Below are 14573 nucleotides of genomic sequence, written 5' to 3'. Positions count from 1 at the left end.
ATTATACCTTCAATGTTATTTTTTTTACCATAATTTACCCTAAATCAAATATTATACTTCAATACATTTTATGTCAAGAATCTTGCACAGGAGTTCAAAGCGTCTCCTATAGTCACCTAAAAACAGCACTTCGTGATGTGTGCCACCATTTGCAAGCCATTCATCCATTGCCTTTTTAATTCCTGAATCAGGCTTGAAGAATGCATGATTCATTGGAACTTCAGGCAGTTCTTCAGTATCAAGAACAGTACCTTTTGAAACAATGAGCTGGTATCTCTCTCCCTCAACTGCAACAAGCGATACAAGTGTGGCTGTTCCAGGTTCCACATTGAATTTCGGTGTCGGCGGATTATCAAGACCACCTATATCCAGCGGGCGGTCAATCAGCGTCACTCCCCTGTCCTTTCTTGCAACCTTCCAGTTGCCCTCTCCCATATGACTCAGCATTGCAGCATCTTTGCCAAAGTCAAGCGAATACATTTCAGTAAAATGAGGGTCGCCAATCATCATGTGACCAATCACTGTCATGAGAAGTACATTTGTATCCCCCTCAGCCGAATATCCATATCCTTTTGCAAGAAGGCTGGAACCACCGAGAATAGGAATCTGCCTGAATCTGCCATCTTCCTTGTAGATATTGAAAAACTGTGAAAATCCATCGTAGCCGTTATCCTTAAGAAATTTTTCAAAGCCGAGCTGCATACGTGCTGCATAGCGGTGATTTTCCTCGTTAAGGTCAGGGTCGATTTTAAAGTTCCTTCTGTCCTCTTCAAGCTGGGCATCTATTTCTTCCTTTGTAAGTGCCTCCATATTGTAATAAACCGGGCCGATGGTCACATGGTTTGCCTCTACCCCGAATTTTCTGCACAGTGCGGCATCATCTCCCAGGATATCCCCCATATTGTGCATACGGCCAAAAATCGCCAGCTTTGTCTTTTTAAGCCTGTTATATGCGTTAGCCGCCAATGCCCAGTCCTCAACATAGGATTTAAATGAGTCAGCTTTCCAGTCATCCGTTATTATGGCCGGTTTAATACCGCATCTCATAAGTACGTTGCTGGTGTCCTGTATTCCATGTATTCCCTGATTTGTTGTGCACAGTACCCAATCCCAATTTGACGTCACATCAGGAAGCGGCTGAATATTTGCAAGTAAAATCGGGAGGCTGTTTTTTTTCATTGCCTGTATCAAACGGTTACCGGGGCTGTACAACAGGTTTACAATCATTATCCCGTCGTATTCCTTTTCATTGAAATACTTTACGTATCTTTCAATATCTGCTCTCTCTTTTGCAGGTCCGGGGAAATCAAGGTCTGCCACGTCCCTTAGCTGCTCTGCAACTTGTCTTGCCCATGCTTCCTGCATTTTTGGCAATTCGGGCTGTGATTCATCATACAAGCCCTGCATCAAACCAAGAAATCCGATTTTTGGTTTTTGTTTTGTAATCATTTTCACTACCTCCTGTAAAATAAAGTTATTGGTTAAATACTACCATGACCTTGTATTTCCATCGTAATCGAAATATATTCCGGCATCTAAATCGTGCATATATTTGTCGGCCAGTTTTGCTATACCCTTTGCCGAATCCCCGGGTAAAACGGGAGCATCCCAGCCGCCCATCCTGGTCCTTACCCAGCCGGGATGTACTGCAAGTATCTTTATTCCGTCAGGTTTAAGATAACGCTGCAGTATTATACTTTGCATATTTAAGGCTGCCTTGGACATGCAATAATCGTATCTGTTTATATAATCACAGTGAGTGGACATACTGCCTGCTTCAGATGAGATATTGACAATCAGCTTGTCCTCACCGTTCTTTACAAGCGGCAAAAGACTCTTCACTATTCTTAGAGGACCAAGTGAATTTACAGAAAAAACTTCAATAGCCTGGGAGATATCAAAATCCTCCAATAAATTTGCACTATCAGGAGGGAGAATTGCTGCTGCATTAATAATTATATCAAGGCTGTCAATTTTCTTTTTCAGCATTTCAGCAGCATTATCCACAGCTTTGTCCTCACCGGTGTTCACCCGAAAAAATTCAAATTGGTCAGCATACTCAGCTTTAAGTAAGCCTAATTTGTCATTATGCTCATTATCAAAGCCAAAAACAAAATAGGATTTCCTGATAAACTCCTTAGCCAGGCATAAACCCAGACCGCCTGCAACACCAGTAATCAAAACCCTTTTCATATAAACCTCCGGCAGTACCTGAAACCTTATTTTTTCGCCCAATCCAAAGAACGGCCAACAGCTTTCTTCCAGCCGGCATATAAAGTGTCCCGTTCTTCCTTTGTCATTTTGGGATAATAGACTTTGGCTATTTTCCAATGCTTTCTCAATTCAGAGGTATCCTTCCAGAACCCGATACCCAACCCCGCCAGGTATGACGCCCCCAAAGCGGCCATATCTGTCACTTCCGGCAATTCAACCGGGATTCCCAGAATGTCGGCCTGGAACTGGAGCAAAAATTCACTTTTTGTCGCCCCGCCATCCACTCTGAGCGACTTCAGTTTCTTCCCCGTGTCAGCTATCATGGCATCAATTACATCCCTGGTTTGATAGCCCATGGATTCCAGTGCCGCACGGCATATATGCTCTTTTGTGGTTCCCCGTGTAACTCCGATAATAGTACCTCTCGCATAAGAGTCCCAATATGGTGCGCACATCCCGGCAAATGCAGGTACGATGTATACGTCTCCGGTGTCTTTTACCTTTTCGGCAAGGAGGTCACACTCCCTTGCATCCTTTATAATACCCAAGCCGTCACGAAGCCATTGAACAACCGCACCGCCGACAAAAACCACACCTTCAAAAGCGTATTGAACCTTTCCGTCGATTACCCAACCCAGATCAGTTGTAAGTCCGAAATTCGACTTCAGCGGCTTATCACCTATATTCATGAACAATGCCATTGATGTACCGTAGGTATTTTTGGCCATCCCGGGTTCAAAGCAAGCTTGTCCGATTGTAGCTGCATGCTGATCCCCCGCATCTCCGGATATTGGAACTCGTTGTCCGAAAAATGCCGAAGGGGCTGTATATGCAAGGGCATCACAGGAGGAAGGCTTCAGTTCGGGAAGTATTTGTTTTGGTATACCTATTTTTTCTATAAGCTCATCATCCCATTGCAAGGTATGAATGTTGAGAAGCAGTGTCCGGGAAGCATTTGTATAATCAATTACATGGGACTCTTTGCCGCTCAGGTTCCACATTATCCACGAATCAATAGTTCCCATCAATATCTTCCCGGCATCAACCTGTCCCTGGACCCCTGGTACATTTTCCAGTATGAACTTTATTTTACTTGCAGAAAAGTATGGATCAATCCGAAGTCCGGTTTTTTCATTGATTAACTCCTCCAACCCTTCCTGCTTTTTCATTCGCTCACAAATTGGTGCAGTCTGACGGCTTTGCCAGCATATTGCATGGTAAACGGGCTTCCCCGTATCCCGGTCCCATAATATGGTAGACTCCCTCTGATCAGTTATACCGATTGCGGCAATTTCCTCAGGTTTAACAACTCCTCTTGAAAAAATCTGTTTGCAACAATCCAAAACCGTTTCCCAAATTTCTTCAGCATCATGTTCAACCCAACCCGGTTGAGGATAAAACTGTGTTATATCCTTTGAGGCTTGATCTATAATCTTGCTTTCATGATTGACTGCAATTACTTTAGTAGATGTTGTTCCCTGATCAATAGCCAGAATATATTTCTTATGCATATCAGCAACCTCACTTAAAACTATTTTTAATAAAGCTTGCCTTACTCATTGCAAATAATAGCTTTCATTATACTGCCACCTTCAATATCTTTGTAAGCCTGTTCTATATCTTTAAGCGGATATCTTCTGGTAACATATTTTTCAACGTTTATTGAATTGTTATATATCATCTCCATAGCTTGCTTGTTTTGCTCCGGAGTTGATGCGTGAACACCGAAAACACTGATTTCTCTATAATGAATTAAATTGCTGTCAATAAATCCCGTTGACTCCCCTGACAATCCGCCGAATAGTGAAATCCTTCCGCATTTAGCCAGCATTTTCATACCATCGGCTTGTGCACTGCCCACTGAGCAGGCAATTATCACGACATCCGCCCCCTTACCTCCGGTTATTCTGCTCACCTCACTGAAGGGGTCGGTTTCAGCGGCATTTATAAAGGTTACTTTGTCCAGCAGTTCACCGGCCTGTCTTATTCTTTCCTTAGAGGTCTCTATTATTATTACCTTCCTCGCCCCGGAATACAGAGCCAGTTCGGCATGCATGCAGCCAATTATGCCGGAGCCGAATATAACTACATCTTCACCATTTTTAATATTGAGATATGATTGAGCATTTATGGCACAAGCCAGCGGTTCGCTCAAAGTGAATACCGAGTATTCATCGGATTGCGGGAGTTTATATACGTTACCCATTTTGAAGGCTTCTGCCGGAATAACCATATACTCGGCAAAGCCTCCGTCAAACTGAAAACCTATTGTTTTAAGCTCCTCACACATATTAGTCTTTCCGGCCTTGCAGGCATAACAGCTCCCACACCCGATAGCCGGTGCTACAGCCACGCGGTCGCCGGTTTTAAACTCCTTGATATCAGGTAAAATCTCTATTATTTCTCCTACTACCTCATGTCCTATTATTCTTCCATCATCAATTTTTGCGCTTCCGAATCTATAGGTCCTCACATCGGTTCCGCATATGGAACACGCTATTACCCTTACTAATGCACCCTCGCCCTTCAACTGCGGTTTTGGAACTTCTTTGAGTTCCAGTGTCTTATCTGAATGGTAAATATAAGAGAGCATATTTTCACCTCCTGGTGTCTGTATTATTTTTTATTCGGGTCAAATATTACTTTAGTAAACATCTCTTTTTTGTGATACATCATTTCAAATGCATCCTGACAGTCTTCCAAACGGACAACATGGGTAATAAGATCTTTAAGCTTTATTTTCCCTGTTTCAACAAACATTAATGCACTCTTCCACTCATTGATAGGCAGCGGTGCTATTGATGAATTCCATGAACCTTTAATATTCAACTCTCCTCTTAAAATTTTTCCGAGAGTTTTATTCGGCAACATAAGATCATTATAAGCAATACCGCAAAATACAACTGTACCCAGTTTTCTGACAGAGTCAATTGCCTGTACCTGGGTAAATGTGCTGCCGGCCAACTCTATGGCAGCATCGGCACCTCTTCCGTCTGTGTACTCCATGATTGATTTGACAGCATCACACTTTGCTCCGTTAAGACAAAGGTCAGCCCCTAATTTTTCAGCAAGCTCAAGCTTTTCATCAATAATGTCAACTGCAATAACTTTATGACAACCAAGATTTTTCAGCCATTGAACAGCAATGAAGCCAATAGCGCCCAAGCCAAATACCACTACGGTCTGTCCGGCCTCCACATTTGCCTTTCTGACAGCATGCAGTGCAACAGAAACAGGATCGGCCATTGCTGCCTCATAATAGCTGACACTGTCGGGTATATGGACAATATTTTCTTCACTTACCTCTATGTATTCAGCCATAGCTCCGTCAATCCGGGAACCATAATAGTCATAGTTATCACAAGCAACGGCCTGACCTATTTTACAGAAATCACATTCCTTACAGTTTACCAGCGGCATTGCAGTAACCCTGTCACCCTTTTTAGCTGTTTTGACATCCGGACCGGCTTCCACAACTTCTCCTGCAAATTCATGTCCAATAACAATAGGATACCTGTAAGCACCCTTGCTCATTACCCGTGGAATATCAGAACCACATACTCCGCATGCCTGCACCTTTATTATTAAGTTTTTTGGATTTGTAATGGCAGGAATATCTATCAGTTCGCAGCTTACACGTCCTGGTGCAAACAACTGGACTGCTCTCATTTTATCAGGCATAAAAATCACTCCATTCATATATTTTATTAGTTATTTGTTTATTATTTCCACTGTCGCACTTGCACCAATTCTTGAAGCACCTGCATTAATCATTTTAACTGAACTTTCATAGTCTCTTATTCCTCCGGATGCCTTTACACCCATATCAGCCCCTACGGTCTTTCTCATCAATGCTATGTCAGATGCTGTAGCACCGCCGGTACTGAAACCCGTAGATGTCTTTACGTAATCTGCGCCGGCCGTCTTTGCTATTTCGCAGGCTTTTACCTTTTCATCATCTGTGAGCAGGCAGGTTTCTATAATAACTTTAACTGATGCTTTCTTTCCGGTTGCCGCAACTACAGCTTTTATATCATTTTCTACATACTGGTAGTCTTTATCTTTAAGTGCTCCTACATTTATAACCATATCGATTTCCTGGGCGCCTGAAGAAACAGCGTCCTTGGTTTCAGAAGCCTTTGCAGCCGTTGACATTGCTCCGAGAGGAAAGCCTACTACAACACAGGTTTTTATATCAGAACCCTCTAGCATACCGGCTACCAGCTTTGTATGGCAGGAATTCACGCAAACCGATGCGAAACCATATTCCAGTGCTTCATTGCACAATTTGGTCACCTGCGCCTTTGATGCATCAGCTTTAAGTATCGTATGATCAAACATTTTTGCAAATGTCTTTTTATCTTTAAACATAATATGTATACCTCTTTTTCTAATAATATTGAAAGCTTTCTACCCTTTAACCGCTCCAGCCATCATGCCTTTTATAAGTTTTTCCTGGAAAACAACAAAGGCAATAATCATTGGTAATGCAGAAAGGGTCAGTATTGTCATAACCATCGGTATATCTATCCCGTATTGTCCCTGATATTCCCAGATAGCCAATGGAAGGGTACGGCTTTTTACAGAGGAAGTAAGAACAAAGGCATAAACGAATTCATTCCACATATTTATTCCGTTATATATTGCCAGTGTGGCCAGACCGGGCATTGACAGCGGCAGTATAATCTCTAAAAAAGTTCTTACCTTACCCGCCCCGTCCACATCGGCCGCTTGCTCCAGCTCAACCGGAATTCCTTTCATAAAGCCTGTTAAAATGAATACCGATACAGGAATATTAAAAGCAATATATGGTCCTAATAAGCCGATAATATTATCATAGAGCTGAACTTCCTTTGTAAGCAGAAATACAGGTATAAGGGTGGCATGAATAGGTATGGCCATGCAGGCAATAACTATTGCAAACACTATCTTGTTAATTTTAAATTTAAGTCTTGAAAAAACATATGATGCCATTGCTGAGGCCGCCAACAGCAAAATCAAGCCAATAGCACATACCAATACACTGTTTCTGAAATAAATCAGAAAGTTTCCTGTTAATATTTCTTTGTAGTTATCCAGGTACAAGGATTTTGGCAATGAAAAAATAGTCGGGCTTTGAAAAAGCTCATTTCTTTGTTTAAATGATGTAAATGCCATGAAAAGGAAAGGAAATGTTGCCACAAGCATCCATATTACGGCAAAGATAATGGCGACAATCGCAGCAAAGGAAAACTTTTTCTTTCGAGCCATATTAATTCTCCTCCTTCATATTCATCATTTTAAATGTGAAAAGTGAAATAGTTGTAATAATGATAAACATTGCCGCCGCAATGGTGGAGCCATATCCCATTTTCATTTGTGTAAACGCATTTTTGTACATATACGTGGCCATTAGTTCTGTGGTACCAGACGGTCCGCCCTCAGTCATAACGTAAATCAGATCAAAATATTTCAGGGAACCTACTATACACATAATTGTTGCAGCTTTTATAGTATCGCTCAGTATCGGAAGAGAGATTCTGAATATGTACTGATGATGCTTAGCTCCGTCAATAACAGCAGCCTCGAACAATTCAGGTGAAATGGAGGTAAGTCCGGCAAAATAATAAATCATATAGAAGGGAATAAACTGCCATGATATAACTCCGATTACCGCCCATATCGCCGTCTTTTCATTTGCCAGCAAATTAAAAGGACTATCTGTAAAAATCTTCATTAGAGCGCCTGCCAGGCCATAATTGGAATCAAACAACTGCTTAAAAAGAAAACCAAGGGCAACTGAACTCATAAGTAAAGGAAGGAAGTATACAGACTTCAAAAACTTGAACCTTGAGTTGGCCCAATCCAATAAATAAGCCAATACCAATGCTATCGGCATTTGTATTACCAGACAGGCTATAACCATAATAATATTGTTTTTTATTGTAGTAAAAAATGTAGCATCATGTATAAGCGTTTTCCAGTTACCCAATCCTATGTTAATAGATGATTGGCTTACTCCATTCCAATCAAGAGTACTTAATTTGAATGTGTATATTACTGACCGGAAAATATAAACTATTAAGAAAAATGCCACAGGTAATAGGAAAAGAGTTGCAACGATTGCTGTAGACCGCCTTCTCACACTTTCCAAGGATTGTCTTTTCACTTCCATATGTTATCCTCTCACTTCTAAGTATTTTGACAATAACAGGTACCCTTTCAGGTACCGTTATTATCAAAGAGACAAACTACGTATGTTTTTGAAAAATTTATTTACCCTTTACGCCATCAGCCATACTCTTGTTATATTGTTCAGGAGTTATTGTGCCTGCTAAAAGTTTTTGCAGCTGATCTTTATGCAATTCTGCATCGTTTGGCGCAAGATACTGGTCTAGCCATAGCTGCATACTGGTAGCTGAAGAAGCGCTGTCAGAAATTATTTTGCTGATATCATCTGTTAAAGTTATAGCCTTAAGAGGAGGAATCTTACCAGCAGGAACTCTTTCTTTAACTGCTTGATCATCAAGCAGATAAGTGATTGCTTTGAAGGCCATCTCAGGATTTTTGGAGTTCTTTGATACTGAGTAGAAATTATCACCCATCGTACCGATATACTCAGAGGATTTACCCTTGCTGTCAGGATTTGCAGGGAACTGCATTACTCCTACGTCTTTGACAAAGTCAGGATTTTCACCCTTTGCAGTAAACAGGAACCATCCACCCATTATATACATGGCAGCCTTCCCATTATAGAATAACTGCCTGTCTTGTCCTGCGTCATAGTCAATACCGTTATAGTCCTTTCCAAAATACCCCTTTTTGGCCCAGTCTGACATTTTTTGAGCTGCGGCAAGAAAATCAGGTGTATCAAAACCGGTTACTCCGTTATTCGCATCTGCAAAAGCAGTTGGACCTGCTATTCTGTCAAGAACATAACCATATACAATTGATCCGGGCCATTTTGTTTTGTTAGCCAGCGCAACAGGTATAATACCTTTTTGAACAAGAGTATCACTTGTTTTTTCAAATTCGTCCAAAGTCTTTGGAACTTCGAGGCCATTATCTGCAAATAGTTTCTTATTATAGAACATCAGAGCCGGTGAAACATTTTCTACAGGTACAGCCCATATTTTATCTTTATATGTAGCTTGCTTTATAGCGGCATCCAGGAACTGATCCTTATAACTGTCCTTGTTCATATAATCTGTTATGTCATATACTGCATCGGATTCTATATATGAAATCATGGGGCCGCCTGTCCAGTGAATAAATACATCCGGAAGCTGATTTGCGCTCATTGCCGTAATAAGCTTGGTTTTATACGGATCGTTCTGCATAGGAATTGCTTCCATTTCAAAACCAGGGTTATCTTTAGCAAACCTTTTCATTGATGCGTTAATGATTTCAGCAACATTTTCCTGTGTTTGAATATGCCACATGGTCAGTTTTGTAGTTCCACCTGCCTTTGAAGTCCCTGTTTCCTGAGAGGTATCACCTGAATTTGCAGCGTTTCCGGAGTCCCCGGAACCACACGCCGTAATAGACAACAGCAATGCTGCAGACAGTAGTGCGGATAGTATTGTCTTTCTCATTTTCATATCATTTTCCTCCAAAATTTAATGATTTGAAATTATTAAATTAAGTTACTAGCTAGTATAAATTAATTTAATTCAATTATACTACTACTAAATAATATGTCAACGATTTATACAATTTTTTTGTAATTTTATAAGGCCTCATTTAGGCATCATCACTAATGTTCTGGGTTTTTATTACAAAAATGGAGTTACTTTTCTTAATGCAAACGCATTAACGTCAGTAAACTTTTTTAACATAAATTATAAATTTATTCACATTTTTTAACATCTATTGTTTTCAATTTGCCAGTGCTAATAACATCAAAGGGAGGCATAATATAAAAAAGCGTGTATGATTTTCCAGATTTTCTGTAAAATCATACACGCTTTTTTATATTATTGTTTATTCCGGATAAATCTTACCCAAAAACAGCTAAGCTGCACATTCTGAAAACAGTAACATATTTTTGTAATCACTTATATTCCTGTTTACTATCTTTCATAAAGTATTTTTGCTGAAGATTTCTTGGTAACGCATTAAATATATGGTCAGGCATCCCAGGTTTTTCTTTTATGCCAACCAAATTACATTATTTATCTACTACAATGTCTATGAATTTTTATTCATAAAAACTTCATTTATCCGTTCCCTATCGTAGTTTAAAATCCAATCATTAAACTTTTTATATAATGGTAAAAGACTTTCTTTATTTTCTGCCACTAAATCCAATCCTCTATCATCATACATGTAAAAAATAATATTCTTCTTAGCATTTATAAAGAAAACTCCATCTGAAATAAATGGGAGTACCCCAAAGTCTTGGCGTGCTTTGGCTTTAAGCATACCCATATAATCTATATCATTTGCTTTACAAAACAATGTCTGCTGAGTGCTAATCCCAGATAATTCACCATCAGCTTCAACGTATTTTTCTATTTCAACACTATCAACTTGGTCTACAAACTTATTGTTTTTTATATACTTTGGAAAAACCTCCTCCCCTTGGTTAATACAAATATATGGTTCAATACTTCGATATTTTTTTACAACAACTATCATATCCTCTTCTGGCTTAAATACTTCCTGAAAAATCATGCTTGCTCTAAGACAGACATATGTAAAATACTCACGCCTGTTTAAACCTCTGTATGGTACGCCAAGCTCAAATCTTATACCTATAGGAGCTTTATAAAACAGCGGTGACTCTAAAGGTATATTGGGGAAATGCTCTTTCAGATAGCTTTCCACTCTTAATTTATCACGCATTATTGTCCTCCAATAATTTTAAGTGTACTGTGCTACAATTATTGTGTTACTACTTATCCCATATCAAATGTGGTCCAGCCCAATTCATCGATTTTTGTTTGTACGGCATGAAATTGAGGATAGTACCTATGAACCCATCGTCTATTAAAAATCTCCCAGAGCTTTCTTTTTGGTATTATCTCAAACCTGACTATAGGCTTTGTAAAAAATTCATAATATGGCTTAGCTGAGAACCAATCTCGCTTCCCAACGCAGGTAGTATCTGCTTCTGCAATATTTTTAATCGGCTCTCCATCCCAAGTTATGTACTGTCCTGATGTATTAACATGCTCTGCCCAATTTCTTCTACATTCATGAAAATCTATAAATTGCTCATTTCCATTATTGTCCAAGTAGGTAATTCCATCTTCATTTATTTTAATGATAGCTGAGATTTCAAAAACTAACATACTTAAACCTCTATTTTTCTATGTTTGGACATCAGTCAACCATGCTTTTCCATCAATTGTTATAATGCTTTTATTGCTTCTTTAATTCCACCATAGCATCCCCAACAATTAATCTTGTTTTCCATTTAAATCTCCCGTAAAGATGTCACTACATATTTTTTTTAGCAGGCTAAGCTACTATTCATATCACGAGTATAGATTGAATTATTCATTCTCAAAATTCACTTTATTCATCTTTGACCACTTATAAAAACCATAAAATGCATTCAGAAGATATACTGACCACATAGACACCTGAATCATGTCTCCAGCCAGTATCCACATGGTAACTGTTATAATATCAACCACAATCCAAAGAGCCCACTGTTCCTTATATCTTAATACCATAAGTGCATTTGCTACTATTGAAATTATAAGTGTAGTACTGTCCAGCCAGGTTTGTTTGCCTCCCAGCAGTTCCAATATGTATTGACAGCCTACAATCCCCAAGGCAGTTACAAAAATATAACCTCCCACCTGCTTAGGACTCATTTTCTTTGACTTAACTGCATTTATATCCTCATTCATATGTTTTTTCCACATATACATGCCTATAAACTGAGTGGGAAGATAATACAGCGCATTTAAGGCAACTTGTCCGTAGTATTTGCTTGTCATTGCTATTACAATGTAAGCTGCAATATTTACAAAACCAAAATAATATTGGGACCTTTTCCCCGAGGCACAAAGCACCACGCAGAAAACTCCACATATTGCTGAAAGCGAATTTATAACAAGGTACAACACTGAACTTTCTTTATCAACCGCTGCAAAATAGGCAGTAAAACCAATTAGCACAAGTACTTCAAACCACTGAAAGGGTGTCATAAAACTCACAAGTTTATCTGTCAGCCTGTTGTCTTTTTTATTTTCTAATTCAATCATCTTCTATGCTCTCCCAAGTAATTTATCAATCAGACTGACCGACTTCGAGAATCTCTCCTGATAATCGCCCGATATTATCTCAATATTGTATTTTCTTTCTTTGTACAGTTCCTTTATCCTATTGCTGTAATGCTCCCTGTCATCTGCTATTACCGGACTCCTGTCACCATCCTGAACAAATCTGACATCGGGTTCTAAAAAAAGTATCAAATCATAATTGTTTAGTTCTGATATAGCATCGGCCAGCTTTTCGTTCACAGCCTTGCCTTTTCCATTAAGAAACTGAATATAAAACTTGGTAATCAGACAGTCCGTGTCTTCAAAAAGCACTTTATTGCTGTGTAGAAGAGCTTCTCTTTCCCTAATCTTATGTATTAAAAGGATATCTGTAAAATCCTCCGGAAGCATTAACATATCTGTTCCAGAGCGTTCAGATATATCCCTTCCTACTTCCTCTAAATAGTTGGTATTATAGTAGTTTGCCAGATTAATCGCCAGAGTTGATTTTCCAGTGCTTTCTCCCCCTATCAGCAGTACCTTTTTTGCATAATAAGGCTTTACGCTATTGGGAAGCCATTCCCAATGAGCCATAACATTTTCTCTGATCTTAGTTGAGGATATATCATCTCTCTGCAAAAAAATCGTTTCGGCTTCCGGATAACATTTGGCCCAAAAGCTGTTATTGTCATAATCACTTCCACAGAAAACAACATCTAGCTTTTTTCCTGCAAATTCTTTGACCTTACCAGCGTCCTTCATCCAGTATTCTTCGGTATAAGCTTCCTTGTTTTTGGCAGCATCCTGCAAGACAAATAATCTCACATTGCCTATATGCTTTGTTAGCTGGTATACCCAGCGGTATCTCACCCTTATATCGATTTCGTCTCTATTAATACCTTCACTTATAACCAATATCAACTCTTCACACTGGTTAGCCGCCTCAATAATACATCTCACATGTCCCAGATGCAGTGGGTTAAATGAGCCTCCATACATTCCACATTTATACTTCATTTTGTCATCCAATCTTATTAATTTTTATTAAAATACATCTTTATTCCGGTCAGACATTTAATGCAAAATTATCATACAGATAACCTTATACAACGCTTACTCCCAACCAAGTTTATCTCAAGTCATAAAAACAAAAACCATTCCGTTAACTGGTTTCGTAAAAATAATATTGGGACTTTTTTGTGTCTGAGTATCGCCTAATCCAAGAAAGTGGGTTCTTCTTGCATTTTCAGCCCATCTATATTCATAATCAAAATTATTTTTGTTAATTCCCCAATCAATGAAAAGCTGGCTAGCGAACCATCCTCGGGCTTCCGTTAATTTTTGCATATTTTTATAATTACGAAATGTCTTATTAATATCTTGTTCCGGGATAACTAACTCGACCTCCATTACATAATCGAATTGATATAAATCCGTTTCAATGCTTAATACTTTAATATATGAACTATCCGAAATATCTATATTAAAATACTCGCTCACTATTTTCTTGTCTGAATAAGTTATTTTTTTAAAGTTAAACATTAGTCCAGTTTTATATGGATAGATTGCAAATATAAGAGCAATTATAAGTATAATAGCACTGGTAAAAATTAATATTTTTCTATGTAACCGTTTTTTCATAAAACCTCCGATTATGTATAAAATATCTAAATAATCCAGTAACCTTTCCTCAATACTGCAACCATAAGGTATTATTTATTTGAACATGTTTTAGTTTCCTAATCATTCTGATATTTCTTTAATCTCTTTATCCATAATCTACCCTTAATTGTGAAAATTTACTTTCATTGTACAATTATTATTCAGAAGTATCAATAAAGAATGCAATAATGGTGGAGGTATAGGTATTTTTATTTTTTGTAAATTTTATTTTAAAGAACAACAAAAAACCGCCTTAGATATTCCTTAAAATGAGAATACCTAACACGGTTAATTAATATATTTATCTGCTTACAAATATAGCGCTCGCCTCTTCTATTGTACCCGGCTTGCCGCATAGTCGCCCTGCTCCCTCTGGTCCCATTGCTCCTTGCGCTGCGCAATAAACGCCTTCGCTTCTTCTGCCCTATGGCAGCGCTCGCCTCTTCTATTGTACCCGGCTTGCCGCATAGTCGCTCTGCTCCCTCCGGTCCCATTGCTCCT

At 38.9% G+C, this 14573-nt stretch carries 14 protein-coding genes; all 14 read right to left on the bottom strand.

Going from position 1 to position 14573, the window contains the following annotated elements; genetic code table 11:
* Nucleotides 1-51: 51 nt before the first annotated feature.
* The gene (locus CLHUN_RS16335; protein ID WP_080065706.1) at nucleotides 52-1449 is read right to left on the bottom strand and encodes an L-arabinose isomerase family protein; all 1398 of its coding nucleotides are present in this window, start codon (nucleotides 1447-1449) and stop codon (nucleotides 52-54) included.
* Nucleotides 1450-1488: 39 nt separating this feature from the next.
* The gene (locus CLHUN_RS16330; protein WP_080065705.1) at nucleotides 1489-2193 is read right to left on the bottom strand and encodes an SDR family NAD(P)-dependent oxidoreductase; all 705 of its coding nucleotides are present in this window, start codon (nucleotides 2191-2193) and stop codon (nucleotides 1489-1491) included.
* A 26-nt stretch (nucleotides 2194-2219) separates the two neighbouring features.
* Nucleotides 2220-3725, bottom strand: coding sequence for a glycerol kinase GlpK (gene glpK / locus CLHUN_RS16325; RefSeq protein ID WP_080065704.1), 1506 nt, complete (start codon nucleotides 3723-3725; stop codon nucleotides 2220-2222).
* Nucleotides 3726-3766: 41 nt separating this feature from the next.
* The gene (locus CLHUN_RS16320; RefSeq protein WP_080065703.1) at nucleotides 3767-4807 is read right to left on the bottom strand and encodes a zinc-dependent dehydrogenase; all 1041 of its coding nucleotides are present in this window, start codon (nucleotides 4805-4807) and stop codon (nucleotides 3767-3769) included.
* A 23-nt stretch (nucleotides 4808-4830) separates the two neighbouring features.
* Nucleotides 4831-5895 carry a galactitol-1-phosphate 5-dehydrogenase gene (locus CLHUN_RS16315; RefSeq protein ID WP_080065702.1) on the bottom strand — a complete coding sequence of 355 codons (1065 nt, stop codon included), beginning with the start codon at nucleotides 5893-5895 and terminating at the stop codon, nucleotides 4831-4833.
* A 30-nt stretch (nucleotides 5896-5925) separates the two neighbouring features.
* Entirely contained in the window at nucleotides 5926-6585 is a 660-nt protein-coding gene (deoC, locus tag CLHUN_RS16310) for a deoxyribose-phosphate aldolase (protein WP_080065701.1), read from the bottom strand.
* Between the two features lie 39 nt (nucleotides 6586-6624).
* Nucleotides 6625-7464: a carbohydrate ABC transporter permease gene (locus CLHUN_RS16305; protein WP_080065700.1), complete on the bottom strand. Its 840-nt coding sequence runs from the start codon at nucleotides 7462-7464 to the stop codon at nucleotides 6625-6627.
* 1 nt (nucleotide 7465) lies between these two features.
* Nucleotides 7466-8092 (bottom strand): carbohydrate ABC transporter permease, encoded by a 627-nt coding sequence (locus CLHUN_RS16300; RefSeq protein WP_340148342.1) that lies wholly within the window; start codon nucleotides 8090-8092, stop codon nucleotides 7466-7468.
* 373 nt (nucleotides 8093-8465) lie between these two features.
* Complete coding sequence (locus CLHUN_RS16295; RefSeq protein WP_080065698.1) at nucleotides 8466-9794, bottom strand: extracellular solute-binding protein; 1329 nt, start codon at nucleotides 9792-9794, stop codon at nucleotides 8466-8468.
* A 589-nt stretch (nucleotides 9795-10383) separates the two neighbouring features.
* Complete coding sequence (locus tag CLHUN_RS16290) at nucleotides 10384-11040, bottom strand: DUF3885 domain-containing protein (protein ID WP_080065697.1); 657 nt, start codon at nucleotides 11038-11040, stop codon at nucleotides 10384-10386.
* 53 nt (nucleotides 11041-11093) lie between these two features.
* On the bottom strand, nucleotides 11094-11489 hold the full coding sequence (locus CLHUN_RS16285) for a hypothetical protein (RefSeq protein ID WP_080065696.1): 396 nt from the start codon (nucleotides 11487-11489) through the stop codon (nucleotides 11094-11096).
* Between the two features lie 204 nt (nucleotides 11490-11693).
* Entirely contained in the window at nucleotides 11694-12413 is a 720-nt protein-coding gene (gene pnuC, locus CLHUN_RS16280) for a nicotinamide riboside transporter PnuC (protein ID WP_080065695.1), read from the bottom strand.
* Nucleotides 12414-12416: 3 nt separating this feature from the next.
* Complete coding sequence (locus CLHUN_RS16275) at nucleotides 12417-13427, bottom strand: AAA family ATPase (RefSeq protein ID WP_080065694.1); 1011 nt, start codon at nucleotides 13425-13427, stop codon at nucleotides 12417-12419.
* Between the two features lie 117 nt (nucleotides 13428-13544).
* Nucleotides 13545-14051: a hypothetical protein gene (locus CLHUN_RS16270; RefSeq protein ID WP_080065693.1), complete on the bottom strand. Its 507-nt coding sequence runs from the start codon at nucleotides 14049-14051 to the stop codon at nucleotides 13545-13547.
* Between the last annotated feature and the right edge of the window lie 522 nt (nucleotides 14052-14573).

Source organism: Ruminiclostridium hungatei, from assembly GCF_002051585.1.
Lineage (GTDB): Bacteria > Bacillota > Clostridia > Acetivibrionales > DSM-1351 > Ruminiclostridium > Ruminiclostridium hungatei.
Note: the sequence above shows the minus strand (reverse complement) of the source record. Positions and strands in the feature narration are given on the sequence as shown.

What these genes read in the sequence shown, in the direction of transcription:
- CLHUN_RS16335 (WP_080065706.1), bottom strand. Translation starts at nt 1,449, where the DNA reads ATGATTACAAAACAAAAACCAAAAATCGGATTTCTTGGTTTGATGCAG.
- CLHUN_RS16330 (WP_080065705.1), bottom strand. Translation starts at nt 2,193, where the DNA reads ATGAAAAGGGTTTTGATTACTGGTGTTGCAGGCGGTCTGGGTTTATGC.
- glpK (WP_080065704.1), bottom strand. Translation starts at nt 3,725, where the DNA reads ATGCATAAGAAATATATTCTGGCTATTGATCAGGGAACAACATCTACT.
- CLHUN_RS16320 (WP_080065703.1), bottom strand. Translation starts at nt 4,807, where the DNA reads ATGCTCTCTTATATTTACCATTCAGATAAGACACTGGAACTCAAAGAA.
- CLHUN_RS16315 (WP_080065702.1), bottom strand. Translation starts at nt 5,895, where the DNA reads ATGCCTGATAAAATGAGAGCAGTCCAGTTGTTTGCACCAGGACGTGTA.
- deoC (WP_080065701.1), bottom strand. Translation starts at nt 6,585, where the DNA reads ATGTTTAAAGATAAAAAGACATTTGCAAAAATGTTTGATCATACGATA.
- CLHUN_RS16305 (WP_080065700.1), bottom strand. Translation starts at nt 7,464, where the DNA reads ATGGCTCGAAAGAAAAAGTTTTCCTTTGCTGCGATTGTCGCCATTATC.
- CLHUN_RS16300 (WP_340148342.1), bottom strand. Translation starts at nt 8,092, where the DNA reads ATGCCGATAGCATTGGTATTGGCTTATTTATTGGATTGGGCCAACTCA.
- CLHUN_RS16295 (WP_080065698.1), bottom strand. Translation starts at nt 9,794, where the DNA reads ATGAAAATGAGAAAGACAATACTATCCGCACTACTGTCTGCAGCATTG.
- CLHUN_RS16290 (WP_080065697.1), bottom strand. Translation starts at nt 11,040, where the DNA reads ATGCGTGATAAATTAAGAGTGGAAAGCTATCTGAAAGAGCATTTCCCC.
- CLHUN_RS16285 (WP_080065696.1), bottom strand. Translation starts at nt 11,489, where the DNA reads ATGTTAGTTTTTGAAATCTCAGCTATCATTAAAATAAATGAAGATGGA.
- pnuC (WP_080065695.1), bottom strand. Translation starts at nt 12,413, where the DNA reads ATGATTGAATTAGAAAATAAAAAAGACAACAGGCTGACAGATAAACTT.
- CLHUN_RS16275 (WP_080065694.1), bottom strand. Translation starts at nt 13,427, where the DNA reads ATGAAGTATAAATGTGGAATGTATGGAGGCTCATTTAACCCACTGCAT.
- CLHUN_RS16270 (WP_080065693.1), bottom strand. Translation starts at nt 14,051, where the DNA reads ATGAAAAAACGGTTACATAGAAAAATATTAATTTTTACCAGTGCTATT.